This window comes from Corynebacterium sp. 22-2729, from assembly GCF_053479475.1.
Map to the genome: position 1 here is coordinate 263,995 of NZ_JBRBCA010000001.1, position 24,456 is coordinate 288,450.

Sequence of the window (24,456 nt, forward strand, 5' to 3'; positions counted from 1 at the left end):
TGAGCCTTACCTAATTAAGGTAACACTATCCTAAGTTAGTGGTAAATCCTGGGTAGAAGGTAAGGCTGCGTAAGTCTTTTGATGTTTCAGTTCTGAGTAGGATCAGCATGCACCTTTCACTGTTTGGATCACGTCGAGGCTCGGTGCGACGGTCGTTCGGTCGTACATCCACGGCCGTGGCCGCCACCTCCGTACTTGCCTTCGCTCCCGTAGCATTTACCACGGTCGCTACTCCCGTTGCCTCAGCGGCGGGAACCTGTGAATTTAATTGGGGTATCAAGCAGAGCTACCGTGCCTATATCCAAGGCCCTGTCGCTAAAGGCGGATGGGGTGGCGACGGTATCGGCTTTACCGGCGATAAGACCGGCCCGAATGGCACCTTCCAGTTCAGTCCCCAAAAGCCCCAGGTAAACGGCGATACGGTGACCGTTCCGCTAAACGGAGTTCTCCGTTTCAACGGTCACAACTATGGCGGCGATGACCTGCTAGATATGACGCTCTCCGATTGGAAGGTACGCGCAAAAGGAAAAACCGCCGAGATCCTGGTGGACTATGTCTCCTATGAGTCGGACATGGTCGATAAGAGCAAACGGGGAGCCAAAATCACTGGCGACGATGAAGTCATCGCCAAGGTGAACCTGTCTACCCCGGTGAACCCCGGCTCAGGGAGCGTAAACCTTTCTGGTTCTACGACGCTTACTCAAGGTGGCAGTCGGCTGTTTCTCGCTTACAAGGCGGGAACCTCGATGGATCCAACCAGTGGCTCAGTTGCTTTGGACGGCAGCTGTGGATCAGATTCGGGCAGTGGCTCGGGATCGGGCGAAAAGCGCACGCTGACCACGATCGATGGCAACTTCACCGGCTTTAACAAGGAAGCTATGGGAATTCTGTCTGAGACGAACGACACGATGAACGCCCTGACCACTTTCATGGGTAACTCCCAAGCCTTCTTGGACGAGTATGAATCTTTCGTCAATCGCGGGCGCGGTAAGAACGGATCTTCTAGCGGAAGCGACTCCGGAACTAGCTCCACCTCCGGAACGAGCTCCAACTCCAACTCCGGTTCTGGTGGCGGATCGGCCTCTGGTGGAGCATCGCTTGGATCCGGAAACAGTGGTGCGCGAAACGGCGGAACAGGCGGCGGGTCGGCCTCCAGCGGAGGCGGAACAACCCGTGGCGGTGTCGCTGCAGGCGGAGCAGCTGGTGGCGGTGGAGATCTGCACTGCGCGTCGGTCAAGGCAGTCGAAAGCGCCAAGGCATCGTGGGCTCTGAAAGAATCCTTCCAGTCGTACATCACCGGCTCTATCGCTAAGGGCAAGTGGGATTTGAGCGGGGTCGGATACAGCGGTGGCAAGTATCAGTTCACCGGCAACGGTGGCAACGTCGATACATCTTCGCAGCAGGGAACGATTTCCTATGGTGGCGCGATGCAATTCACCGGTCACAACGGAATTCTCGACCTGAACATTGCTAATCCGGAGATCCAGTTCAACGGTGGAACAGGAAGGCTTGTTGCCGATGTTCGTTCTTCAAACATGGAAGGCGAGAAACGAGACTTCGGGCGCACAGTGCTGGGAGACCTGAGCTTTAGTTCCCTTGATGTCTCGGAAAACTCAGTAAGCGGAGAGGCGAGTGTATCGCTGACCCAGGATGGTTCCGTAGCTTTCGCTGAATTCTACGATCCGGGAACCCAGCTAGCGCCGATATCTTTCAGCGCCCAGCTAGGTGGCCAGGGTGACTGCGACGCAGTGGGCGGTACTTCAGCATCTGGATCGAATGCGGGTGGATCGGGCGGTGGTTCTTCTGCCGCGCACAATGCTGCCGCCGCGAAGCTCGCCGGCAATAAGGACGGTTTCGGCAATGGCGTCGACGGCGATTCTTCATCGGCTGGGTACGAAAACGGATCGAGCAAATTCAAGGTTAAGCCTGTTGCGGCTGAGGGCCAGGATGAGAATCCGACTTCTTACCTTCTCGGATTGATCGTAGGAGTCATCGTCGCAGGTGGAAGCATCGGTCGACTGGTTGTAAGTAATCCGTCTTAATCCGCCTACTAGGTGGCAAAACACTGTTCAGTTAGAAAGCACGTTTTAATGTCCATTGTTCCTAATCGAACTGTGCGGTTAGCGTTCCGCACCTGTGTGTTGTTTATCTGCACGGCCAGCCTCGCTGCGTGTGGCGTTAAGGGCGCCTATGAATCCGAAGCTGATGCTGCTCTGCGAAACGACATCAAGAATGCCGCTGATCTGCAGGACCCCCGTAGCTTTGAGGGAGTTTCGGAGGTCAAGGACTTCACGGATGTGGAGCCTGTGACCAAGAATCCATCCCCGAAGCTGCCGGTGGAGCTGACCGACGCAGACGGCCACGATGTCAAAGTTAATAAGCTAGATCGGATTCTGGCTCTAGACCTGTATGGCACTTACACTAAAACCCTTACTGGCCTGGGGCTTGCCGACCGGATTGTAGGCCGCACGGTCTCTTCTACTGAAAACATCTTGGCCGACAGGCCAGTGGTCACTCAGGGTGGGCACAACATCAACGTGGAAGCCGTGTTGTCGTTGGAGCCGGATATCGTCATCGTGGACCACTCCATCGGTCCACGGGACGCTATCGATCAGATTCGTCAGGCGGGCGTGACCACCGTGGTCATGGAACCGACCCGCACGATCGATTCGGTGGCCGAGGACATCACCACGCTCGGTGCTGTCGTGGGGCTCCCGGAGGATGCGGAAAAGCTTGCAGATCGCACAGTCGAGGAAATAGATCTGGATAAAGAGACCATCAAGAAGATGGTGCCCTCTACACCGATGCGGGTGGCATTCCTTTATGCTCGTGGAAATGGTGGAGTGTTCTTTATTATGGGCGAAGGGACCGGAGCCAAAGACCTGATCGAGGGCGTTGGTGCGGTTGACGTGGGGACGGAGAACAACCTTTCCTACATCGAACCAGCCAATGCGGAGTCGCTAGCTAGGTTAAACCCAGATGCGTTCATCATGATGACCGGCGGGTTGGAATCCACCGGAGGGATCGAAGGTCTGCTCAAACGCCCCGGCATAGCCCAAACCACAGCAGGGCAGAAGCGGCGCGTAATCACGATTCCAGATGGTCAATCGCTGGCGTTCGGTCCTATGACTGGGCAAACACTTTTGCGGACAGCGAAGGCGTTATATGACCCACACGGTTAACACGAACGAGTTTCTCCGGGCGCGAACGCGCCGATGGGTAGGGATTTTCGGTGCACTGGTGGTGCTAATGCTTGTTGCTGCGGTGCTATCGATCGTGCTTGGACAGTACTACGTGCCACTGCAGGATTTAGGTTCAATCTTGCTGGGGAAAGACCATCATTCAGGTCTGGCCTCCAGCGTAGTGTGGGATATTCGCTTGCCGCGCATCCTGCTGGGGTTCCTAGTCGGCGCATGTTTGGGTGTGGCTGGAACATTGATGCAGGCGGTGTTTGCCAACCCTCTGGCCGAGCCATCGATTATTGGCGTGACCTCGGGCGCCGGGGTTGGTGCGGCGTTGGCAATCGTCTTTAACCTTGCTTTCTTCGGCACGTTCACCGTTCCGTTCTTCGCCTTTCTTTCCGCATTGGTTGCCGCTGGCCTGATTTACCAGCTAGCACGAAGTCAAGGCCGAGTTGTGGTTATCAATCTGGTTCTCACAGGTATCGCGGTCAATGCCGTGTGTGGAGCAATTATCTCCTTCATGGTCTATTTGGCTCCGACCGCCAGTCGGGAAGAGATCATCTTTTGGCAGATGGGATCCCTAAATGGTGCCCAGTGGAAGCACGTTTGGGCGGTTTTGCCGATCACGATGGTTGGAATTGCCGTAGCCCTACGGATGGGTGGGGCACTAGACGTGCTTGCTTTGGGTGAGAAAGCCGCTGGTCACACAGGGATCAATGTAAGTCAATTGAGAGCGATTGTGATCATCGCTGCGACCGTACTCACTGCAGGTGCAGTTGCCTTTGCTGGGCTCATCGGCTTCGTAGGGCTGATTATCCCGCACCTGTTGCGAACGGTCATGGGGCCGGAGAATTATCTCCTCATCCCTGCTTCTGCGCTTGGCGGGGCGGTCTTGATTGGTCTGGCCGATGTGGCTGCCCGCACGTTGATTGAATTCGCAGATTTGCCGATTGGCATCTTCACTGCCCTTGTCGGCGGCCCGACTTTCTTCGTTCTGCTGCGCCGAATGATGCGAAAGGGGATGCACGCATGAGTGCTCACGGTAGCGATGCGACTACTAACAGTATGGCTATCGGCGATAAGGCCATTGAGGTATCTGGCCTCGCCGTCGACGTTGGTGCCAAGCGGTTGCTCAGTGACATTAGTTTTGTCGCTCGTGCCGGCGAGGTCACAGGGCTCATTGGGCCGAATGGTGCTGGTAAGTCGACGCTGCTCGCCGCGCTGTCTGGGGATATTAAACCTACTGAGGGTGTGGTTTCCGTCGCCGGATTAGACCCCTCTCGGGCCGATGCAAGGGCAATGGCGCAGCGCCGTGCGGTGTTGCTTCAGGATGTCCAAGTCGCGTTTGAGTTTCTTGTTCGAGATGTTGTGGCGATGGGACGGCGACCGTGGCGAGGGACAGTCGATAGCAGTGTGGATGAGCTCATTGTTGACGCTGCTCTGGACGCCACCGGTTCCACTGCGTTGGCAGTTCGTGACATCGTCACTCTTTCCGGTGGCGAACGTGCTCGGGTTGCGTTGTCCCGAGTTTTGGCCCAGCAAACACCGGTGGTGTTGTTAGACGAGCCGACCGCGGCGATGGATATCCGTCATCAGGAACAAGTCTTGAGCTTGATGCAGCAGATCGCTCACAGAGTTGGAACTGCGGTGGTGATTGTGTTGCATGACCTCGACGCAGCTGCGGCGTATTGCGATCACATCGTCTGTCTATCGAATGGGCGAATTGCCGCCGCTGGATCGGTTGATTCGGTCTATACCGACGAGATTCTCTCCAGCGTTTATGACTGGCCCATCGAAGTTGTCCGCAGTGCGGATAATGACGTCTCTGTTCGTCCGCGGCGGAGGGATCCGCCAGCTGCAGTAGCTCGACTGCTTTCTGCATATCAATCCATTCCATTCACTAGGGCTAAGTCCCTAGGATCCATTCATCAGGAGTAATTCTCATGTCTATTAAGTCAACTCGAAATGTCATGCTCGGCACTGTGATGACTTTCGCCCTGGGCACTGCTGCACTTTCCGTACCCGTTGCATCGGCACAGGATGGCGCATCTCAAGCTCAACCTGAATGCAAAACTGTTATCACTGGCGGTACCTTCAACTGGGGATTGAAGGAGAGCTTCCGCAGCTACATTCTGGGGAATATCGCTAAGGGAAGCTGGGAGACGAAGGGTGAGGTTAAGGAATCTGATCCTGCCAACAAGAAGTCCAAGGACTTCCAATTCCAATTCCAGGTAGACCCAAGTGTATCTAGCATTGAGGTCGATTCCGAGGGCAACGTAACCAAGGCAGAGATCGGCACCAAGCCGTCCGATGTCGTTTTCGAAGGCCATCATGGCGCGTTGTACTCGAACTTCAAGTCCCCTTACATCACGGCCGAGGGAGCTAGTATTCAGGGCGGCGCCAGCTATGAGGGATACTACGTGCCTGGCAAGCACATGACTGAATATACGCCTGAGGACCGTATCGAAGAGAACAAAGTTTCCGGCAGGGACGTGTTCTCGAAGGGTAACGGAGACTGGAAGGTCAACGGGGATACTGTCACGCTGGATGCAAGCAGCATGACCTACGTTCCTAAGCCAGGAACGGATGGGGACAAGAACATTGTGGAGGGCGTAGACGTCCTATTCATGGGCATTTACTCGGCGGACTACAAGCCAGAGCTGGATGACATCAATGTTTCTCTGACCACCGAGAAGAAATGTAAATCGCCAGGGGAGCCGAATCCGGATGATGAAGGTGGTTCCGGCCCGGACAACCCGAGCAACCCAGACAACCCGGACAACCCAGACAACCCGGATGACCAGGGGCAAGGCCAAGGTTCGCTGGGCAAGTTCGGAAAGGTGTGGAACTACATTCTTGGCACGGTCGGAATCCTAGGCATGCTGGCGATCATTGGCCACGCGATCAACGTGTCTGGCGCTCTCGATGGCATTCACAAGAAGATTGATGAATTCCTACGCCACCACAACTTGCGCTAATAACGAGTTCCCTTTTCTCGTTCAGCGACAAATTCCAGATTCCACGCGGATCTTGAAACTCTTTCGAAAGGAATAACGTGATGGCTTCGACCTCCACACTTTCAAACACAAGCTTTAACACAGCCGAGCCGATCTCTCAGGCACTGCGCAATGCCACTGCGGAGGCGCACGGGCGCGCAGAAGGATCCGAGTTCATGAGCACCCTTTTCAAAGGCGAGCTTGACGCTCAAGCGGTGTATGCGCTTTCGGGACAACTCTGGTTTGTCTACAGCGCTCTAGAGAACGCTGTAGAAAGAGTCTCCGGCACTCCCATCGGGTCGGCTATTGCCGATCCGCGCTTACAACGTTGCGCTGCGTTGGAACACGATCTGACGTATTGCCTCGGCTCCGATTGGCGCGAACAACTTGAACTACTGCCCGCCACCCGGCGGTATGTAGATCGCCTCGACTCTTTCGGGGAACAAGACGTTGTACGAGTGATCGCTCACCACTATGTCCGCTACCTCGGGGATATTTCCGGCGGTCAGGTTATCGCTGCGCGTGTAGCAGACCTCTACGATGTCGATCCCGAGGCATTGAAGTTCTATGACTTCTCCGCTATTGGCAAGATCCCTCCGTACCGAACCAACTACCGTCAGCGCCTCGATAGCCTGCCACTCACAACGCAGCAGCGTTCCGCATTGATTGAGGAAGCCATCGATGCTTTTGGTATGAATTTTGCACTGTTCACAGATCTTTACGGAGTCTGCGCGTGAATCCACCTTTCTTGTCCAAGTCCACTTCCCGCCACTTCGTTGCCAGCGCCCTGGCCAGTTCCGTCGCGTTAAGCGGCATGGCGGTTCCTGTAGCACAGGCAGAGGAAGTGTCCGCCCCAGTGTTAGAAGCCGGTGCTTTTGCTTGGCCGATCAAAACCTCTTTCCTTAAGCATGTGCAGGGGCCGGTCGCTAGGGGGACTGTCATCGGTGATGGAGGTGCGGAGTTTAAGGGAAACCAGTTTGTGTTCCCGGTCAACACCCAAGAAACGAAGCTGGACCCGCAGGGTAATGGCACGATTGCCCTGGACGGCAGCGCACATGTGACCGCATACAAAGGTCTTGGTAAGAACGGCGGACCAGCTTTGGATGTCTCTTATTTCGACTTGAAGTTGAACGTCACAGGTCAAACGGTATCGCTTATCGGGGACTACTCCCTTTCCGGTAACACGGCGAACGATCCTACGCAGCTAGACAAGCGCGGCGACGATGAAGTAATCGTGACCTTCCTCCTGGAAGCCCCGATTGATCCGGGTAAGGATTTCGTTGCCCAGAACCGTCCCACAACGGCCGGTATCGGATTGCAGAGATCTCTACTCCGCTACAATGAGGGCGAAAAGCTGGAGGGCGCGGATGTGGACCTACTGCTGGACTATGACGATGGCAAGCAGGTAGAAAATGTAACCCCGCAGGAACTGCAGGGAAGCGCAAGCGGATTCTCCGGTTCTTCTAGTGGCAGTTCCAAAAGCTCGCCCCTTGGCATCGCGGCCGGTGTGATCGCCGCCATTGCGGCAGTGATTGGGGTAGGGGCACTGGCCTCCGGGCACGTGGATTGGCGCGGAGTTTTAAAGAACTTCGGCATCAACGTCTAGAGGTAAAGCACCACACCACCCCATCTGCGAAGAATTGTTGGTCGTTCCAGCTGCTGCCGACAGGATTGGCAGTGGAAGTAACAAATTCACAGCAGGTGGGGTGCTTTGCTGTCCATGTACTCGTGAGCCTGGTTCCAGTTTCGCGTGCCGGGGAAGTAACATACACAAACGCACGTAGTCGACCAGGTAAGAGGGGCATTAACAGTGGCGGGCAACACCCAGCGCAGCGGAGGCGTGCGCAAGAAGAACAAGAAGGGCGCAACCAAGGGCTCCGGCGGTCAGGGGCGCCGCAGTCTGCGTGGCAAGGGAGCCACTCCGAAGGCGGAGGATCGCGTTTACCACGCCGCCTACAAGCGCAAGCAGGCTGCCAAGCGCCGGGCTTCCGGCGCGCACGACCGCTTCGCCAAGGAAGAGAACCAGGTGGAGTTGGTGGTCGGCCGCAACCCGGTGATCGAGTGTCTGCACGCCAAGGTTCCCGCCACCGCGCTCTACGTCGCGGAGGGCACCAAGAACGACGAGCGCCTGGCCGAGGCCGTCCACACCTGCGCCGACCGCGGCATCTCCGTGCTGGAGGTTTCCCGTGCCGAGCTGGACCGTATGACCGGCAACGGAATGCACCAGGGCATCGGCCTGCAAATCCCGCCGTTCCAGTACACGCAGGTCGAGGACCTGATCGAGCGGACCACCTCCGCACCACAGCCCGGCCTAGTCGTCGCGCTGGATAACATCACCGACCCGCGTAACCTCGGTGCGGTCATCCGCTCCGTCGCTGCATTCGGGGGTCACGGTGTGATCATCCCGGAGCGCCGCAGCGCCTCCGTTACCGCCGTTGCTTGGCGCACCTCCGCGGGCACGGCCGCCCGCCTGCCGGTCGCGAAGGCCACCAACATGGTGCGCTCTCTGAAGCAGTTTCAGCAGGCTGGTTACCAGGTCGTGGGCCTGGATGCTGGTGGCGACCACACTCTCGACACCTACGACGGCACCACCCCGACCGTCATCGTCGTCGGCTCCGAGGGCAAGGGTCTGTCCCGCCTGGTGGCGGACACCTGCGACACGATCATGTCGATCCCGATGGCCAAGTGGGTCGAGTCCCTTAATGCGTCGGTCGCTGCGGGCGTGGTGCTCAGCGAGTTCGCCCGTCAGCGTCGCGCCGCTAAGTGACGCCCCCTCGTTCCAACCATAACCAGTCTCAGCCCTAGTCGAACATTTCCTCCTGCTTATCCCACTGCACCTGCGCCCATGCTTCCCGCAACTCGGGCTGTGGGTCGTAGATGGTTTCCTCGCCGGTGGGGAAGTGGGCGTCGAAAACCTGTGTGGCGAAGCCCAGCGAATAGGGATCAAAACCTGGGTCGTGAGAGTGCACGAACTGTCTCCACCGCGACTGCATAGCGACGGTGGTGGCGCGCATCTCGTCGCGGCCACCGAGTAGCACCGCAATGCGCCCCTTGTCCTGGTCGTAGCGCTGGAAGAGGATCGGCAGGTCCAGGGCGTGCATCGCGCCCATGCCGGAATAGCGCAGGAACGGGGTGGTGGTATCCAGGCGGTAGACCCACGCTCGGTCGCTCGGGTGATTCTGCGCCAGGTACCAGGAAGGGCCGGTGAACAGCGCATCGCCGAAGAAGCGCCCCTTCAGCTTGCGGGACTTCGGGCCACCATAGTGCTGCTCCAGGATGTTCGTGGCGTGGGCGGCGGAGCCGGAAATCGCGTGGGCGAACGTGCGAGTGCGCGTGTACTGCATAGAGTTACGCTTCGGCTCCAGGTGCATCATGTCGTACTCGTTGCGGTTAGAACCGATCAGCAGGGGCACATCCATCATCGCGCCGGGAGTTAGCGGGTGCTCCGGTAGTAGGTCGCCGTCGATCACCGGCGCAAACGGGCCGGCCTTGGAAATGGGATTGTCTGCGTGGAAGCGAACGATCTCATCCGAGAGGCGCCCCAAAATTGCGTGCTCGGCGGTTAGCAGATCTTCGGTGGCGGCCTGCAGTTCCTCATCGCTGAGCTCCGGAGGGGCCTGACGAACCGGGGTGCGCTGATCCAGTGGCATAGATTCCTCTGCTCGCATCCGGTGCAGCCAGCGGGCTGCGAAATCCGTCCAGTATTTCGCATTAGCGCGTGTGTGGACGATCATCGGGGCGGGGGATTGCGCGATAGCCGCGCTGAACAGGCCCTTGGCAGATGGGGTGGCTAATAGGGCAGTGACCATGGATCCACCACTGGATTCACCCATGATGGTCACACGGTCCGGATCACCACCGAAGGCGCGGGCATTGTCGTGGATCCAGCGCAGTGCTGTCAGCAGGTCGGAGTGGCCTGCGTTGCTATCCATGGTGTCCGGCGTGTGCGTGCCTTCGCCCAGCGCCAATTGGCCGAAGATGCCCACGCGGTAGTTCACGGCCACGTACACACAATCGATGGCCTGGGCAAAATACTCACCGGAAAGCAGAGGCTTGTTCGCCGAGCCGTGGATATTCGATCCGCCATGGAAGTAGACCACCACCGGGCGGTTGGCCTCCGGATCAATGGCAGGCGTGGGGGAGTTTGCGGGACGCGGAACCACCACATTGAGCCATAGGCAGTCCTCGGTGCCCTCCCAGTTACCTGCGGACTTGCGCGCCGGGCGGTATTGGGAGCAGGCGTCTCCGGAAGTTGCGGCGTTAAACACGCCCTCCCATGGGGTAATGGGTTCGGCGCGGCGGAAGCGGCGTTCGCCGATAGGCTTTTCGGCGTAAGGGATGCCACGGAAGGCGGTGACGCCGTTCTCCGCGTGGCCTTTGATTAGGCCGGTGGTTGTGCGGATGATCCAGGGGTTGGTGGGTTGTGAGTTAGATGCCGTCTCGTTAATCACAAGTGCTACTCTAACGAGCTACTCGAGCGGCGTCCCTCTTACGGGGGAGATGAATATATTTTTAGCGCTATTAGTGGGGTGAGGGGCGCGCGAGTTAGGTGTGGTGTATGTGGCCCGCGGTTTCGTTGCTGGTCTGTTTCGATACTGACTCGCCGGCAGTCGAATACTCCTGAGCTCGCACTGCATCCGCCTGTACGTGCCGGGAACGCATCCACGCAATAACACGGCATACTAGGTAAATCACAAAGCTCAAGGTGGTTACGAACACGGAAACCGGTAGCCCCGGCGCCAGCGATGCCACCAGCCCTCCGACCGCCGCGACAACGGAGAACGTACCCGACAGCACCACGGCCAGCACCGGATTGCTGGTCACCTTCACCGCCGCCGCACCCGGGGTAATCAGCAACGCAATCAGCAGAAGCGCGCCGACAATCTGCACTCCCTGGCTGGCCACCACGCCGATTAATGCGGCAAATACCAGCGCCAGCAGGCGCACCTTTACACCAGAGGCAGCGGCCAGCACCGGATCCACCGTGGCGAACAAAAGCGGCCGCCAGAGTAGCGCCATCGTCACTACCACTAGAACAGTCAGCACCGCCAGGATGTTTAGCGAAGCCGAGCTCACGCCCACGATCTGCCCTGTCAACAGGCTAAACGCCGAAGACGACCTACCGGGGTAAAGATAAATAAACAGCACGGAAAGACCCATGCCGAAGCTTAAGACCACCGCCACGATGGCGTCTTGTTCCTTTTGTCCCAGTGCCGTCAGCGCCACAGCGGCCAATACTGCGCCGATCAGTGCACCCCAGCTCACGCTGAAACCAAAAAGCAGCGCGGCTGCCGCACCCATCAGCGCCAGCTCACCGGTGGAGTGTGCGGCGAAGCTCATTTTCCGCATCACGATCAGCGGTGCAATCGCGCCGGAGACGATACCCAGAAGCAGCGCTGCCAATAGCGCATGTTGAACGAAGTCCACCGAGAGCAACGCGAGGGTGTCATCCCACCAGTCGCCGGTCTGGAATTGGTTACTCATACGACCACCAGCTTTCCGTCCACATTCAACACCTGCACATCGGTTCGGTACAGCCGGGAGAGCGTCTCGCTGTTCATTACTTCCTTTACCGTGCCGATGGTGTGCCCATGCGGGGCGAGGTAAAGCACGCGATCGGTCACATTAAGGATCGGGTTGATGCCGTGGGTTACGAAAACGATCGCAGTGTTGTGCTCGCGCCGCCTGCGGTCGAGCAGCTCCACGGTCTGTTTTTGCGCCCGCAGATCCAGCGAGAGCAGCGGTTCATCGCACAGTAATAGCTCCGGATCCTGAGCCATCGCCTGCGCCTGGCGAATCAGTTGTTGCTGGCCACCGGAAAGTTCACCTACGCGGCGCTTGGCCAGGCCAGTCGCGCCTACCTCTTCTAGCGCCGCGTCTATTTGGGCCTTCTTCGGACGCCTATTTTTTATGACGCCCGCTGCAAGAGCCAACCCAACGAGATCCCGCGCGCGTAGCGGAATGGATGGGTCAAACATCCTTTGTTGGGGGATATAGCCCAGCTTGTCCGTTACTTTAAGACTGCCTCGACTGAGTTTGCGGGTGCCGAGGGCAGCGTTCAGGAGAGTGGATTTTCTCACCCCGTTCGGCCCCAAAATAGCCAAAAACTCCCCCGGCGCAACCTCGAGGTCGAGGTCATGCCAGAGGGGTTCAACTGCCGCGTTGCGGAGAGCAAGAACCATTACTTGGTTGCGTCCTCCAGCTGCTTGATGAGGGAGTCTGCGTACTCAAAGTAGTCCTGACCCTCATCGGGAGTTTCGTTGACATTTACGACCTTGATGCCTGCCTCCTTGGCGGCCTCGGTCAGTTGCGAGGCGGCCGAGGTCTCCGACTGCTCGTTAGTGATGAGGATGTCGGCCTTCTTGTCAGTGATGAGCTGGCGCGTAGCGGCCAGATCAGCTGCAGAAGGCTCGGACTCACTGTTCACGGCGTGGGTGAAACCTTCTGGGGTGACGTCCTTCAGATCGGAATCATCAATTAGCTCGGCAGCCACAGACTCGGTGAGGATCACGTTCTTTCCGCTGAGCTTCTCCACACGGGCCTTCAGCTCGTCGGTCTTCTTGGTGATGTCCTCGTCGGACTCCGGAATGTCGGAGTTCAACTTGTGCAGTTCGGTGGAGAGCTTCTTCTCGAACTCGGAGACCACATCCAGGTCGAACCAGACATGCGGGTTGGTCTCATCGTGGCTGTGCTCGTGGGCGTGCTCATCGCCGTGCTCATGCCCTTCGTGCTCGTCATGAGCGTCTTCGCCGTGCTCGTGACCCTCATGCTCGTGGGCGTGCTCATCTGCACCGTGGTCTTCACCGTGGTGGTGATGCGCTGCAGCCAGCGGCTGTGCAGTCACAAGGGGAGTGTCTTCCTCCACGTTGTCGGTTAGCCAGTTGTCGTAGCCTGCACCATTGGCAACAACGATGTCCGCGTCTTTCACCTTGGCGATGTCGCGGGCAGTCGCTTCGTACTCGTGTGGATCATCATCCTTGCTGCTGAGGATGGTGGTTACCTCAACGTCATCGCGCCCTTCGGTGATGTCCTCCGCGATGCTGCCCCAGATAGAGGTGGAGGCGACCAGCTTGATTTTGTCCCCATCAGCTGCGGAATCTTCAGACCCGCCGGCACAGGCAGTTACGCCCAAAGCCAACGTTGCGATACTTAACACTGCTCCGAAATTGGCAACCATTTTCTTCATTCTCCCGAGATTAATGGGGATGAAAACGCTCGTCAACATAAAGATGGGTTGCTTACAGGGCACCAAAGTAGGCACGGGGAAGTGGGCGTCAACCCCCGAACAAGAAGGCCCGGGGACTACCCTTAGAAGAATGAGCAGAGCAGTACGGCGCGGCACCCTGGCCTCCATCGCGGCAGAACTGGGCGTTTCGCGCACCACCGTCTCGAATGCCTACAACCGCCCGGATCAGCTCTCTCCCGAGCTCCGCGACAAGATTCTGCACGTAGCGGCGAAGGTTGGCTACCCGGGGCCAGACCCGATGGCGCGCTCGTTACGCACGCGACGCGCAGGCGCGATCGGAGTGCTGCTGACCGAGGAACTTCCCTATGCCTTCGAAGATCAGGCATCGCTAGAGTTCGTCTCCGGTGTATCGGTGAGCTGCGGAGCAATGGATGCCTCCATGCTATTGATCCCCGCGGGCGTGGACGATAACCCCAGCGCTGATCGGCCTGCGCAGCTGGTAAACCAGGCCAGCGTGGATGGCTTCATTGTCTACTCCGTGGCTGATGACGACCCTTATTTAGCCGCCGTACGCAACCGTGGACTACCGACCGTGGTGTGTGATCAGCCCGCCGGCGCGGGCGACCCCTTCGTGGGAATTGACGACCGCGAGGCCATCAAGCCCGCCATTCGCACTCTTGTGGAGGTCGGGCATACCCGCATCGGCGTGCTATGTATCCGTTTGGATCGCGTGCCAAACAACGGACCGGTCCCCACCGAACGCATTGAGGGGGCGCACATGCATGTGCAGCGCTCTCGCCTGCTTGGCATTCTGGACGTGCTCCGCGAGGCGGGGCTCTCCGAGCCACCTATCGTCGAGCGGCATATCAACAACCCCCAGACTGCCTACGAAGCTGCCGAGGAGCTGCTCGCAGCCAACCCAGAGCTCACTGCGGTGGCGTGCACCACGGACTCACAAGCCCTCGGAGTGCTGCGCTACGCAGAAAAGCAGCGCATCGACGTACCCAGCCAGCTTTCCGTGACGGGGTTTGACGGTATTCCTGAAGCTATTGACGCCCACATCACCACCGTCCGCCAACCCAGTAAAGATAAGGGATTGGAGAGCGGAAATATGCTTGCCGGACTCATCGAAAAGAGGCTGAACGACACATCGGCCAAGGCCAGCCGCAGGGTGGAAACGCCGACCGTGCTGCTGGAAACAGAGCTAATCCTCGGAACGTCCGTGGCGCCGCCGCAATAGTTTCTCGAGGAAATCCCGGACGTCCTCCGGGGTGTCCAGGCGGCGAGTAGCGGAGGTTTCACCGCCGCCGACGCGAATGCCCACATCCGCAGGCGGGGTGGACTCTGCCGAGGGCTGAGCGGTGGCGGAAGTGTAGCTCAGCGTGGAAAGCACAGTCTCATCCGTCGTGTCATCCCCGGCAAAAAGCACCCGCAGGTTGCGGCTATTTCGGGCCGTGTAGGCGCCGCGGAAGCCCTCGATATACGAGCCCTTGGTGGTCTTGTCTACCGCGACTTCCAAAATGTCTTTACCCCACGTCACCTGGGAAAGATCGCTGGTGGCCGCGAAGTCCGCCAGCCGTTGGTTGAGCCGCCCGGCCAGCTCCTTATCCGGCACCAGTCGGGTATGTAAGCCAACTGCCAGAGGCTTGACCTCCACCCAGGCTCCCTCATGCTCAGTGGCGATCACTTCTGCATGGTCACGCAGCTCTCCCAGCCAAGTCGTCTGCTCCTCACTCAAAGGCGTAGCCCCGCCGTCGGCAGGCTCCGCGCCATGGCTGCCCACAAGGCGTACCGGACCTTCCACTGGCAGCATCGTTGCGGCCGTCAGCAACTCCAGATTGCGCCCAGAAATCACCATTGCCTCGGTATGCGGAAGCTGCGCCAGCCCCACTAGTGCCTCCATCGCGCCGGGGACAGCGTGCACTCCCTCGGGCTCGTCCGAGAAGTGAGCCAGGGTGCCGTCGAAATCCATCGCTACCAGTAGGTCTGGGGTGGCGGCGAGCTCGGAGATGTCGGCGTCAGAAAGTAAAGGTAGAAACGATCCATCCATGGCACTAGCCGTCCTTCGGGCCGCTGAGGAACTCGACCGCAGGAATAGACTCCCAATCCTGCTTGTCCTCTGGGGCGGGCTGCTTGAGTTTCAGGGAGTTCTCGGAGGGGCGGGTGTAGGTGAGATCCTGGTCGTTGAGGACTGCCTTCAGACGGTCGGCCGTATCCTCATCGCCGGGGAGACACTGGGCTCCGTCGATGGGGGAAGAGGAGAACTCGCTAATCCGCATGCCACCTTCCTTCCACTCCACGTGACCGGAAAGGTGCACGCAGCCGCTCGCACCGGTCAGCGAATCCTCACCGAAAACCAGGAAGCTGCGGCCTTGCTGGGCATCCGGCAGCAGGCCCCCACGCGCCTCCGTATCGTAGATAGCCGAGACCTGCCATTGGGAGTTGCCCAGCGGTGCCTCCGAATCGGAGCAGGCGGCAAGGCCGGTCAGTCCGGTTGCGCTAAGCCCTAAAACCAAGAGGGCGGTGGTGCGACTCCTGCGCATCACTCCGCCTCCCGCAGCTGCTGCAGGAATGCATCGGCCCAGCGGTTGACATCGTGCTCCTGTAAGTGAGACCACATTTCGCGCATCCGGCGGATTTTATCCTTCGGCTCATCCTCGATGGCCCGTTGTAGTGCGTCTGCGATGGACTGAAGGTCATGCGGATTACACAGGTAGGCCTGCACCAACTGCGTGGCCGCGCCTGCGAACTCCGAGAGCACCAGCGCCCCCGAACCATCCGAGTGGCAGGCTACGTATTCCTTGGCCACCAGATTCATGCCATCCTTTAGCGGAGTAATGAGCATGACATCCGCGGCGGAGTACAACGCGACGATCTGTTCGAAGGGCAAACCGGAGTGCATGTAGTGGATCAGGGAACGCCCCAGGCTGCCGTGGTTGCCATTGATGCGGGAGACAATGGCCTCGACCTGCTGGCGAGTGCGCTGATAATCGTCTAGTCGCTCGCGAGACGGGGTAGCGACCTGCACCATCGCTATATCCTCCGGCGCCAAACGCCCAGAATCCAGTAGGAACTCTATGGCCTCCAGTCGGTGCTGGATGCCTTTGGTGTAGTCCAATCGATCCACGCCCGCGATCAGCACCTTCGGGTTACCCAGGCGGGCACGTAGATCACTGGCTTGTGCCAACACATCAGGCTGGTTGGCTTGGGCATTTACCTTGGCGGTGTCGATGGAAATCGGGAAAACTCCCACCTTCACCACACGCCCTGTGTCCAGAGTCACACTGCCCACCACCTGTGCCTCTTCGGGTAAGCGAGCCCCGCGCAGGAAATTAGCAGACTCAGAATCATCCACGATCTGTACCGAGTAATTCATCGCCCGCAGCGCCACCATAAAGTTCCGGGCAGAATCCTGCGTGTGGAACCCCACCACGTCCGCGCCCAGGGTGCCCTCTAGCACCTGGCGGCGCCATGGCAGCTGGCGGAACAACTCTGGGGCGGGGAAGGGGATATGCAGGAAAAAGCCGATGCAGACATCGTCGCGCATCTCGCGCAGCTGGCCGGGAACTAGGTGCAGTTGGTAGTCTTGCACCCACACCGTTGCATTCTTTGCGGCCTTATCCGCCGCAGCCTGGGCAAATCTTTGATTCACCTGCTGATAGCGATCCCACCAGTCTTTATCGTAGGTGGGGTGCACGATCAGGTCGTGATAAAGGGGCCACAGGGTGGCGTTGGAAAAGCCCTCGTAAAATTGGGAAAAATCATCCGCGTCGAGGTTCACGGGAATCATATGGATCCCAGCTTCCTCTGGCGACGGCATGTCCTCTAAGCGAACCTCATCGGTTGCTCCTGGCCAGCCGATCCACGCCCCACGGTTGGATTCCAGAACCGGCTTGAGAGCGGTGACCAGCCCGCCCGGTGAGGGCACCCATGTGACCTCACCGGTGGAGTCGTTGACGTTGCGATCGACGGGAAGGCGATTAGCAACAACCAAAAAATCGGATTGCATGGCGGTCACTCCGTATCAGCAAGGGGGCGTTAACAAACGGCGACCTACTCGCTGGCCTTGGTTGCCTTCTTCGCCGTTTTCTTGGTGGACTTCTTAGCCGCCTTCTTGGCGGTCTTCTTCGTCGACTTCTTTGCCGCGGTCTTCTTCGTCGACTTCTTTGCCGCGGCCTTCTTTGTCGTCTTTTTCGTCGACTTCTTGGTGGTCTTGCGGGTGGACTTCTTGGCCTCCTGCTCCGCTTCTTCCAGTTCAGCCACCACGCGGCGGTGGATTAGCCCCTCCGGCTCCACGCCCAGCATGCACATCAAGGTCGCTGCATCGAGGAAGTCCTCGGAGTAGGTCGCGACGATGCGCTGCGCAGCCTGAGCCGTTTCTGCTTCCACCGCATGCAGGGATTCATTATTAGCGGAACGGTTGTCGGTGACCTTCGGAGGCACGAGCCTGACCCCATTTCTACACAGTCGACGTACGGAACTTAAGTCTCAACTTTAGATATTTTACGCGATTTACTGTTCGCTCGTTCCTGTCGGGTGGTCTTGTTGTTTCTCGAGTTCGCCTTCTGACGCCCGCATTTCACTATCCAACTGCCACATACTCTTTGACGTGCTCCTTCGGCGGCGACGCCAGTGCAGCGGCTGGCGGACGCGTCCATCTGTGCCCATCCGTGGCTTCTGCTGGGGTGCTCGGCGCGAACCCACGTTGGGGCGTCGGAACTGCTGGTAGCGATGTAGGATCCGCGGGCGGCGAATACGGCGGGCGATCCACTCGCCGAGCACCACACCAGCAGCCAGTGCAGTGGCGGTAGTCAGCGCGAAACCGAGGTTAGACATACCGACTACGAATTGGTCGTTGAGCACCGAACTCATTCCACGGTACAACGCCAAACCGGGCAGGAAAGGCGTGATGCCAGCGGCCGCGGTGATCTGCGGAGGAATCATATAGCGACGGGAGAGCAGACCACCGGCCAGGCCGACAACCAGCGCGGCCAAGGCAATGCCGAAGGTGCCAGGCCAATCCAATAAAGTCGTCACGCTGAACAGGGCGAGTGAAGCGATCAACGCTGTCAGACTTGCAACTACCGTGGCGCGGCGCTCACAGAAGCACGCACTGCAGAAGAATCCCGTGGCGACAGCACCGGAGATGATCTGAATTGTCACAGACCCCAGCACGCCCGATGTATGCGTCGTGTCCAGCGGCGGCAGGGTAATGCCCATAACGGCCATCATCTGAATACCAGCTGCAATGCCGGTGATGATGCCGCCGGTTTGAAGCAAAGTTTCGTAGAAGCGTGCGGCCGACGTGACCGGGGCACCAGTGATTCCATCCTGTAGCGCCTGAACCAGCGTCAAACCTGCGAGTAGCGCGACGATCGAGGAACCGATGATCAATGAAGGTGGCAAGTAAAAATCGATTCGATCCGCAATCGAGTAGGTGACGGCTGCGGGAATTACAGCGGCGAAACCACCCAGCACGTTTTGGAAGAACAACGGCAAGGACTTCGAAGCCAACCAGGCATTCGCAAACATCGTGAAGATCGTTGTGATACCTGCGACGATCGCCACGGCCCAACCACCGCCGAGCAGCAACGCGACGGCAGCCGCGAACCCGCCCCAGCTCGCCAGTGCATAACGGTTCCTATACGGCAGCAGGGAAGTCTCAATGTCGAAGAGAATCTTCTGTGCCATTTCCAACGGGGTGGCTCCCGCAACGATCGAGCGGATTAGGCGATCGACCTCCGTGATACGGGAGAAATCTGTAGACAGCTGCCGCACAACGCGAAACATGTTTGTCGGGGGAGTGTTCTCGTTGAAACGCGAGTAGATGTAGATCGTGTTCAACGTGATGTCGACGTGGGTGTTGTTCAGGCCGTAGGCGCTCATGATGCTTCGGATCTGCGCCTTCGCATCTGAGTTGCTGCTGCCTGCGGTGAGGAGTTGATCGCCGATTCGGGCGGCGAGATCCATTACCGCATGAGTCTTTACCGGGTCGGAAAGATCCACCGGCGCCAGTGGTGACGGTGGCGGAGCTAGGCGGATAGCATCGATGGTCGCTCTGTTGCCAGAAAAAAGCAGGTCAGAGCTCTTCTTTAACGCCCTCGACATGAAACTAGACACCCTCATACCGTACATGGGGGCGAAAGAGTTTTCACAGGCGCACATTTGCCCAGCTCAACGGTGAAATGCCGGGACCGTTTTAATGTTCTCGCGGATCGCTTGCTAGGCTGGGAAAGTCCATCATCTGCAAGGGGCGATGTTTCTTGCGGACTTCGAAGATGGATTGTTGCTGGAGTGGCGCAATCGGTAGCGCAACGGTCTTGTAAACCGTAGGTTGCGAGTTCAAGTCTCGTCTCCAGCTCATCTGGATCCGGTGTGGCCTGAAGCGCCACTCCGTTGCCAGAAACGCCGGCGTAGTTTAGTGGTAGAACATCAGCTTCCCAAGCTGAGAGTGCGAGTTCGATTCTCGTCGCCGGCTCCAAATTCAGGGGTAGTCTTTTGTTGTGACTAACAATCAGCGCTCACCACAAAGAATCGCAGATTTACTGTCTGTAGAGGAAGCTCAAAAGCTAAACCTTTGGCTTCGCAATGAGCTTATATCTGGAACATCAAGTCTCGCCCAGCTTGCAAACGATCTTGTTACTCCCCAAGTAGAACTGTACGTCCCTGACGATTGGGAGCAGCGATTAAAGCAACTGCCAGTCCGGGAAGAAGGTGTTCATGGGAAAGAAAAGACGACACTTTATGACTTCGCCAATGAATACCTGGCTGATATAGCTCAGCAGTTGAATGCCGAAATGGAAGCGTGGGCTAGCGCGACTACCGATTTTGACCGACTGTACTGTTCCATCTTGGAAATGCGAGCCAAAGGGGTAGAAGTCTTGGTTTTTGATGACTGGGGATCGAGCGAAAGTGATGGCGATGAGCTCGGCGAAGCGCTAATCCCCTTCGAAATGGCAGACGGGATTGATTTTCAGGAAGTAAGCATCGATTTCTACGTTCGGTCGATGACGGAGCAGGTGGCAGAGGCGGCGCAAGTCATTATCGATTCGCTGAAGTGCAACGGTTTGCATCCCGTATGGGATAGCACTGTAAAGGGGCTCACTACGGGGCCTATTTCTGTTCGAATGGTCTGGCAGCCGCACAGCATCCTAGAGGAAGGATGGGACGATCTCTTTGAAACCCCGGAGGAATACCTAGCCAGCCTTGCTGTGCCACCAAGCGAATACTAGTAGTGCCGGTTCAGCCCGGGCTTGGAGGCTAACCTGGCACCTTTTCTAGTCGAAGGTGTACAGCATGACATGCGCGTGCTCGGCCTCGTCCACGCCCTTGTCGACATAACCGATCTTCTCGTACACGTGCTTCGCCCGGTCGTTGCCGAACACCACGCAAAGGCTTACTCCCGGCTTGCCGTCTGCCTTTGCTTGGTCAAGCACAGCCTGCATTAGCTTCGTACCCAACCCCTTGCCTGTGTTGCCAGGTGCCATGGCGATTGCTACCTCTGGATATTCCTCGGAGACAAACCCGTAACCATGATGCTCTTTTGAAGAGTCGAGCAACCATGCAGCGCCGATGGCCTCGCCGTTTTCTTCGACGATGACGCCACCTTGTCCCTCAGTCCAGCCATCCACATAAAAGACAGTGTCCTCGTCGAACGTCTCCGAAAATCCCCGCTCCGGGTCACCCCAGGTATCCGTTTCCTCGTTCATTTTGTGGATGAATGGACGGTCGGCTTCGACCGCTCGACGAAACGTGAACTCAATGGGGGAATCAGCGTGAGAAGTCATATATCTCAGCGTAGCGAAACAAACCCCCAGGGCGAAGCGTGGTGCTCGCGCTGGGGGTGGGAGTATGCGCCGGCGACGGCCAGGAGCCGGCAGGGGATCTTAGTAAATGTAGATCCGGTCGCCGACGTTCAGAGCGTTGAAGAAGTTCTGAGCGTGAGGGGCGGCCAGGTGGATGCAGCCGTGAGACATCACGTTCGGGGAGCCCTGGTGGAAGGCGTGGCCGTTGTTAGTGAAGTACACGGAGTATGGCATCGGGGCGTTGCCGTAGGTGCGGGAAACCTCGTTCTTCACCTTGCGGGTGATAACGTGCCAGCCCTTCGGGGTCTCGTAGCCACGCTTGCCGGTGGAAACCTTCACCGGGCCGTAGCTGGTCTTGCCGCCACGCTGCAGCCATGCAGTTTGATCGCGCAGGCTTACGCAGCCACGGGCGTTAGCCGGGCACGGGCTCTTGCGCGGAGCCGGGGCGGGGCGGTGCTTCGGGGCAGGAGCCGGACGTGGCGCTGGCTTGTTGGCGCGCTCGCGAGCAGCCAGGGCGCCAGGGGCGAGGAAGTTTGCAGCGTCGTCAGCTGCGCGATTGATCTGGCCACGGACAGGTGCCGGTAGTCCACGGGTTCCGTTGTGGACGTTGTCGCGTGCACCTAGAACGATGTTGTTGATGTCTTGCTGGGAGGAACCGAGGGGAGCAGCGGACGCAGCGCCGGTGCCCAGGGTTGCTGCCATCATGGTTGCAGCACCGACAGCAGCGATGCGGCGGCGGAGAGAGTGAGAGGTAGGTTTCGTCATAGGCACAGCTTAATGGGTCTAACTCTCAAAAGGCGTACTGAATGAGGATTTCTTTAGGAATTATGGACTGCAAGAGGTAGCTAAACCTCTACATTGTTCACAGCTGACATCCAGCTATCATGCAGACAGACGCTAATTCTCTGCAGCACAATGAGGTGCATGACCATGCCAAACAATCAGCCGGTGAAGGTACTCGTTGTCGATGACGAGGCCAATATTTCTGATCTCCTCAAAGTGAGCCTGAAGTTTCAAGGTTTCGACGTTGAAACGGCCGACAACGGCCAGGACGCACTGGCGCTGGCGAATACTTACAAGCCGGATGCATTCATTCTGGACGTGATGATGCCCAGCATGGATGGATTTACTCTGCTAAACAAGCTCCGCGAGGCCGGGCACGAAGCTCCGGTGCTTTTCCTTACAGCCAAGGATGGAGTGGAAGATCGTATCCACGGCCTCACAATCGGTGCAGATGATTATGTGACAAAGCCTTTTAGCCTCGAAGAAGTGATTACCCGGCTGCGGGTGATCCTGCGTCGAGTCTCTCCTGACGATGAGCAGGACTCTAGCCTCATTACCTACGAGGACATCACCCTTAATGACGACATGCATGAGGTCACTAAAGCTGGTGAGGTCGTTGATCTTTCCCCGACTGAATTCAAACTCTTGCGCTACCTGATGATCAACGCCGAGGTTGTGCTGAGCAAGTCCAAGATCCTGGATCACGTGTGGAATTACGACTTCGGCGGGGACGGCAATGTTGTCGAATCCTATGTCTCCTACCTGCGTCGCAAGATTGATAAGGAAGAGCCCCACCTGATCCAGACAGTGCGTGGCGTGGGGTATGTGCTTCGTAAGCCGCGGTCTTAGTTTTTAGATTCTGCGCATTTCTATGTCGTCACCTGCAAATTCCGCTGCAAGTTCTGCAGCCAACCCCGCTTCCTCCGCTGCAGCCGTCCCGGTGCGTTCGGGGCATCCGGGGCATTTCCTTTCCCATTACCCGCTACGAATCTCATTGGTCGTGGTCATCGCCGTTTTGGTTGCGATGGGCTTAACGGTTTCTGGCGTATCTGTGACTACCACCCTGCAGCGCTTCCTGATCCAAAGAGTTGACGAGCAGTTGGATCAGGCCACGAATGGTTGGGCTCACAGGTCGGGTCTGGTCGACGGCAACAGCGGTACGCAGAGCGAACAAAACAACAGCGATACTCAGAATGAACTAGAATCCGACGGGATCGCTGGTTCCTCAAGCGGACACTCCCTCGGCCTCGAAGGCTTCGGCGTGCTTAACCAGCAGCTTCCGAACCCCGTCACCGGAGTAACCCGACCGCCGAGCGACTTTTATGTCTTGGTAGTTGACGACAATATTTCCTACGAATACTTCAACTCTCCCGTGACATCTCGCCCCGAAATTCGCGGGCTGGGCAAACCGACCATGCCTGTCACCGTCGGTTCCCGCGAGGATTCCGGTTCTCGTATCAGTTGGCGGGCCACTAGCTTCCGAAACGATGATGGGACGATCACTATCGTTGCATTGCCGCTGGAGGAAGAAGAGCACATTATTTCCCGCCTCGTCCTACTTCAGGTACTTATCGGCTTGACGGTGATCGCATTCGTCATTCTGGCGTCGATGTATCTGGTTCGTCGCGCGTTACGTCCGTTGAACGAGGTGGAACTGACGGCGTCAAAAATTTCGAACGGCGACCTCGGGCAGCGCGTTCCGAACTGGCGACCTAACACGGAGGTCGGACGGCTTTCGCAGGCTCTCAATAAAATGCTCGCACAGATTCAAGCGGCATTCGTGGCCATCGGCGCTTCGGAAAAGCAGGCGCGCAAATCTGAGGCATCGATGCGTCGTTTCATCGGCGACGCCTCGCATGAACTGCGCACCCCGCTGACGTCGGTGAGAGGCTACGCGGAGCTGTACCAATCCGGTGCTACTGATGACGCCCACATGGTCATCGACCGTATTTCCGAAGAGGCTGGCCGCATGAGTCTACTGGTCGAGGATCTCCTGGCGCTGGTCCGCATGGACGAGGGACGCCCAATGGACAAAGCGCGGGTGGACATGCTGGAACTGGTACTGGAAACGGCAGAGTCAGCGCGTGCAGGTTTCCCGAACCGCACGGTACATGTGGTCAATGAAACGGGAGAGGTACCTCTGGTTATTGGCGACGTGAACCGGTTGCACCAGGTATTCGGCAATTTGGTTACCAATGCTCTGCGGCATGCCGGAGAGGATGCGGAAGTGACTCTGCGTCTGGATCAACGCGATGGCCATGTGATCGTAGACGTGGAGGATAACGGGCAAGGCATCCCGGAGGAGGATCTGCCGCACCTATTTGAACGGTTCTACCGCCCGGACGTGTCACGCTCCCGTGCTTCGGGTGGTTCGGGTCTGGGGCTGTCGATCGTTAAGGGGCTGGTGGCTGCACATGGTGGAACAGTCTCCGTGGATAGCACAGTAGGCGAGGGCACACGGTTCCGCATCGAACTGCCGGAAGCTCCCGAGGCGGAATAGCGTT

Annotated in this window: 23 protein-coding genes and 2 tRNA genes; 14 read left to right on the forward strand and 11 right to left on the reverse strand. The window is 58.1% G+C overall.

The genetic code is table 11. From position 1 onward, the window contains the following. The first annotated feature begins 107 nt into the window (after positions 1-107). The 8 genes from ACUY2T_RS01140 (at position 108) to rlmB (ending at position 8,945) form a co-directional block, all read left to right on the forward strand. Entirely contained in the window at positions 108-2,042 is a 1,935-nt protein-coding gene (locus ACUY2T_RS01140; protein WP_080716680.1) for an HtaA domain-containing protein, read from the forward strand. Positions 2,043-2,090: 48 nt separating this feature from the next. After that, a complete protein-coding gene (locus ACUY2T_RS01145) occupies positions 2,091-3,182 on the forward strand; it encodes a heme/hemin ABC transporter substrate-binding protein (RefSeq protein WP_035007512.1) in 1,092 nt (363 codons plus the stop codon). Next, positions 3,166-4,215, forward strand: coding sequence for a FecCD family ABC transporter permease (locus ACUY2T_RS01150; RefSeq protein WP_005296741.1), 1,050 nt, complete (start codon positions 3,166-3,168; stop codon positions 4,213-4,215). The genes ACUY2T_RS01145 and ACUY2T_RS01150 overlap by 17 nt, the downstream gene beginning before the upstream one ends. Beyond that, positions 4,212-5,120, forward strand: a complete 909-nt coding sequence (locus ACUY2T_RS01155; protein ID WP_370510484.1) for a heme ABC transporter ATP-binding protein — start codon at positions 4,212-4,214, stop codon at positions 5,118-5,120. Before ACUY2T_RS01150 ends, ACUY2T_RS01155 begins: the two co-directional genes overlap by 4 nt. 5 nt (positions 5,121-5,125) lie before the next feature. Continuing rightward, on the forward strand, positions 5,126-6,160 hold the full coding sequence (locus ACUY2T_RS01160) for an HtaA domain-containing protein (RefSeq protein ID WP_448307062.1): 1,035 nt from the start codon (positions 5,126-5,128) through the stop codon (positions 6,158-6,160). A gap of 80 nt (positions 6,161-6,240) precedes the next feature. Next, a complete protein-coding gene (locus tag ACUY2T_RS01165) occupies positions 6,241-6,915 on the forward strand; it encodes a biliverdin-producing heme oxygenase (RefSeq protein WP_448307064.1) in 675 nt (224 codons plus the stop codon). Continuing rightward, on the forward strand, positions 6,912-7,784 hold the full coding sequence (locus ACUY2T_RS01170; protein WP_239388477.1) for an HtaA domain-containing protein: 873 nt from the start codon (positions 6,912-6,914) through the stop codon (positions 7,782-7,784). Before ACUY2T_RS01165 ends, ACUY2T_RS01170 begins: the two co-directional genes overlap by 4 nt. A gap of 204 nt (positions 7,785-7,988) precedes the next feature. Continuing rightward, on the forward strand, positions 7,989-8,945 hold the full coding sequence (rlmB, locus tag ACUY2T_RS01175) for a 23S rRNA (guanosine(2251)-2'-O)-methyltransferase RlmB (RefSeq protein ID WP_448307067.1): 957 nt from the start codon (positions 7,989-7,991) through the stop codon (positions 8,943-8,945). Positions 8,946-8,979: 34 nt separating this feature from the next. On the opposite strand, the gene ACUY2T_RS01180 is transcribed toward rlmB, so the two are convergent. From ACUY2T_RS01180 to ACUY2T_RS01195, 4 genes are all read right to left on the reverse strand, one after another. After that, positions 8,980-10,629 (reverse strand): carboxylesterase/lipase family protein, encoded by a 1,650-nt coding sequence (locus tag ACUY2T_RS01180; protein WP_448307069.1) that lies wholly within the window; start codon positions 10,627-10,629, stop codon positions 8,980-8,982. Positions 10,630-10,723: 94 nt separating this feature from the next. Next, the gene (locus tag ACUY2T_RS01185; RefSeq protein ID WP_448307071.1) at positions 10,724-11,662 is read right to left on the reverse strand and encodes a metal ABC transporter permease; all 939 of its coding nucleotides are present in this window, start codon (positions 11,660-11,662) and stop codon (positions 10,724-10,726) included. Next, complete coding sequence (locus tag ACUY2T_RS01190; RefSeq protein ID WP_448307073.1) at positions 11,659-12,360, reverse strand: metal ABC transporter ATP-binding protein; 702 nt, start codon at positions 12,358-12,360, stop codon at positions 11,659-11,661. Before ACUY2T_RS01190 ends, ACUY2T_RS01185 begins: the two co-directional genes overlap by 4 nt. After that, positions 12,360-13,355 carry a metal ABC transporter solute-binding protein, Zn/Mn family gene (locus tag ACUY2T_RS01195; protein ID WP_448307075.1) on the reverse strand — a complete coding sequence of 332 codons (996 nt, stop codon included), beginning with the start codon at positions 13,353-13,355 and terminating at the stop codon, positions 12,360-12,362. Before ACUY2T_RS01195 ends, ACUY2T_RS01190 begins: the two co-directional genes overlap by 1 nt. Positions 13,356-13,494: 139 nt before the next feature. Here ACUY2T_RS01195 and ACUY2T_RS01200 point away from each other — a divergent pair, with 139 nt between their 5' ends. Continuing rightward, complete coding sequence (locus tag ACUY2T_RS01200) at positions 13,495-14,604, forward strand: LacI family DNA-binding transcriptional regulator (protein ID WP_448307078.1); 1,110 nt, start codon at positions 13,495-13,497, stop codon at positions 14,602-14,604. Here the strand turns inward: ACUY2T_RS01200 and otsB are convergent. From otsB to thrE, 5 genes are all read right to left on the reverse strand, one after another. Further along, positions 14,569-15,414 carry a trehalose-phosphatase gene (otsB, locus tag ACUY2T_RS01205; RefSeq protein WP_448307080.1) on the reverse strand — a complete coding sequence of 282 codons (846 nt, stop codon included), beginning with the start codon at positions 15,412-15,414 and terminating at the stop codon, positions 14,569-14,571. The two genes, ACUY2T_RS01200 and otsB, sit on opposite strands and share 36 nt — an antisense overlap. Positions 15,415-15,418: 4 nt before the next feature. Next, positions 15,419-15,907: an META domain-containing protein gene (locus ACUY2T_RS01210; RefSeq protein ID WP_448307082.1), complete on the reverse strand. Its 489-nt coding sequence runs from the start codon at positions 15,905-15,907 to the stop codon at positions 15,419-15,421. Then, a complete protein-coding gene (locus ACUY2T_RS01215; RefSeq protein WP_448307084.1) occupies positions 15,907-17,373 on the reverse strand; it encodes an alpha,alpha-trehalose-phosphate synthase (UDP-forming) in 1,467 nt (488 codons plus the stop codon). The genes ACUY2T_RS01210 and ACUY2T_RS01215 overlap by 1 nt, the downstream gene beginning before the upstream one ends. Positions 17,374-17,417: 44 nt before the next feature. Continuing rightward, on the reverse strand, positions 17,418-17,807 hold the full coding sequence (locus ACUY2T_RS01220; protein WP_448307086.1) for a hypothetical protein: 390 nt from the start codon (positions 17,805-17,807) through the stop codon (positions 17,418-17,420). A 69-nt stretch (positions 17,808-17,876) separates the two neighbouring features. Further along, on the reverse strand, positions 17,877-19,472 hold the full coding sequence (gene thrE, locus ACUY2T_RS01225; protein ID WP_448307088.1) for a threonine/serine exporter ThrE: 1,596 nt from the start codon (positions 19,470-19,472) through the stop codon (positions 17,877-17,879). 180 nt (positions 19,473-19,652) lie between these two features. On the opposite strand from thrE, the gene ACUY2T_RS01230 reads away from it, so the two are divergent. The 3 genes from ACUY2T_RS01230 to ACUY2T_RS01240 all read left to right on the forward strand — a co-directional run bounded on the left by ACUY2T_RS01230 (position 19,653) and on the right by ACUY2T_RS01240 (position 20,596). Next, positions 19,653-19,725: transfer RNA gene (locus tag ACUY2T_RS01230), tRNA-Thr, on the forward strand. Positions 19,726-19,771: 46 nt separating this feature from the next. Next, positions 19,772-19,845 (forward strand) — tRNA-Gly (locus tag ACUY2T_RS01235). 22 nt (positions 19,846-19,867) lie between these two features. Continuing rightward, positions 19,868-20,596 (forward strand): hypothetical protein, encoded by a 729-nt coding sequence (locus ACUY2T_RS01240; protein ID WP_448307090.1) that lies wholly within the window; start codon positions 19,868-19,870, stop codon positions 20,594-20,596. 45 nt (positions 20,597-20,641) lie between these two features. Here the strand turns inward: ACUY2T_RS01240 and ACUY2T_RS01245 are convergent, their stop codons facing one another. Together ACUY2T_RS01245 and ACUY2T_RS01250 are read right to left on the reverse strand one after the other, a co-directional pair. Then, positions 20,642-21,151 (reverse strand): GNAT family N-acetyltransferase, encoded by a 510-nt coding sequence (locus tag ACUY2T_RS01245; RefSeq protein WP_293791102.1) that lies wholly within the window; start codon positions 21,149-21,151, stop codon positions 20,642-20,644. 99 nt (positions 21,152-21,250) lie between these two features. Next, entirely contained in the window at positions 21,251-21,934 is a 684-nt protein-coding gene (locus ACUY2T_RS01250) for a L,D-transpeptidase (RefSeq protein WP_448307092.1), read from the reverse strand. Positions 21,935-22,093: 159 nt separating this feature from the next. On the opposite strand from ACUY2T_RS01250, the gene ACUY2T_RS01255 reads away from it, so the two are divergent. Beyond that, the gene (locus tag ACUY2T_RS01255) at positions 22,094-22,801 is read left to right on the forward strand and encodes a response regulator transcription factor (protein ID WP_448307094.1); all 708 of its coding nucleotides are present in this window, start codon (positions 22,094-22,096) and stop codon (positions 22,799-22,801) included. Between the two features lie 22 nt (positions 22,802-22,823). Then, the gene (locus ACUY2T_RS01260) at positions 22,824-24,452 is read left to right on the forward strand and encodes a sensor histidine kinase (RefSeq protein ID WP_448307096.1); all 1,629 of its coding nucleotides are present in this window, start codon (positions 22,824-22,826) and stop codon (positions 24,450-24,452) included. Positions 24,453-24,456: the final 4 nt, after the last annotated feature.

Excerpts from the sequence above, each read along its gene's own strand:
- ACUY2T_RS01140 (WP_080716680.1), top strand. The coding sequence starts at position 108 with ATGCACCTTTCACTGTTTGGATCACGTCGAGGCTCGGTGCGACGGTCG.
- ACUY2T_RS01155 (WP_370510484.1), top strand. The coding sequence starts at position 4,212 with ATGAGTGCTCACGGTAGCGATGCGACTACTAACAGTATGGCTATCGGC.
- ACUY2T_RS01215 (WP_448307084.1), bottom strand. The coding sequence starts at position 17,373 with ATGCAATCCGATTTTTTGGTTGTTGCTAATCGCCTTCCCGTCGATCGC.
- ACUY2T_RS01160 (WP_448307062.1), top strand. The coding sequence starts at position 5,126 with ATGTCTATTAAGTCAACTCGAAATGTCATGCTCGGCACTGTGATGACT.
- ACUY2T_RS01150 (WP_005296741.1), top strand. The coding sequence starts at position 3,166 with ATGACCCACACGGTTAACACGAACGAGTTTCTCCGGGCGCGAACGCGC.
- thrE (WP_448307088.1), bottom strand. The coding sequence starts at position 19,472 with ATGTCGAGGGCGTTAAAGAAGAGCTCTGACCTGCTTTTTTCTGGCAAC.
- ACUY2T_RS01250 (WP_448307092.1), bottom strand. The coding sequence starts at position 21,934 with ATGACGAAACCTACCTCTCACTCTCTCCGCCGCCGCATCGCTGCTGTC.
- otsB (WP_448307080.1), bottom strand. The coding sequence starts at position 15,414 with ATGGATGGATCGTTTCTACCTTTACTTTCTGACGCCGACATCTCCGAG.
- ACUY2T_RS01195 (WP_448307075.1), bottom strand. The coding sequence starts at position 13,355 with ATGGTTGCCAATTTCGGAGCAGTGTTAAGTATCGCAACGTTGGCTTTG.
- ACUY2T_RS01200 (WP_448307078.1), top strand. The coding sequence starts at position 13,495 with ATGAGCAGAGCAGTACGGCGCGGCACCCTGGCCTCCATCGCGGCAGAA.
- ACUY2T_RS01255 (WP_448307094.1), top strand. The coding sequence starts at position 22,094 with ATGACCATGCCAAACAATCAGCCGGTGAAGGTACTCGTTGTCGATGAC.
- ACUY2T_RS01260 (WP_448307096.1), top strand. The coding sequence starts at position 22,824 with ATGTCGTCACCTGCAAATTCCGCTGCAAGTTCTGCAGCCAACCCCGCT.
- ACUY2T_RS01145 (WP_035007512.1), top strand. The coding sequence starts at position 2,091 with ATGTCCATTGTTCCTAATCGAACTGTGCGGTTAGCGTTCCGCACCTGT.
- ACUY2T_RS01165 (WP_448307064.1), top strand. The coding sequence starts at position 6,241 with ATGGCTTCGACCTCCACACTTTCAAACACAAGCTTTAACACAGCCGAG.
- ACUY2T_RS01185 (WP_448307071.1), bottom strand. The coding sequence starts at position 11,662 with ATGAGTAACCAATTCCAGACCGGCGACTGGTGGGATGACACCCTCGCG.
- ACUY2T_RS01190 (WP_448307073.1), bottom strand. The coding sequence starts at position 12,360 with ATGGTTCTTGCTCTCCGCAACGCGGCAGTTGAACCCCTCTGGCATGAC.
- ACUY2T_RS01245 (WP_293791102.1), bottom strand. The coding sequence starts at position 21,151 with ATGACTTCTCACGCTGATTCCCCCATTGAGTTCACGTTTCGTCGAGCG.
- ACUY2T_RS01210 (WP_448307082.1), bottom strand. The coding sequence starts at position 15,907 with ATGCGCAGGAGTCGCACCACCGCCCTCTTGGTTTTAGGGCTTAGCGCA.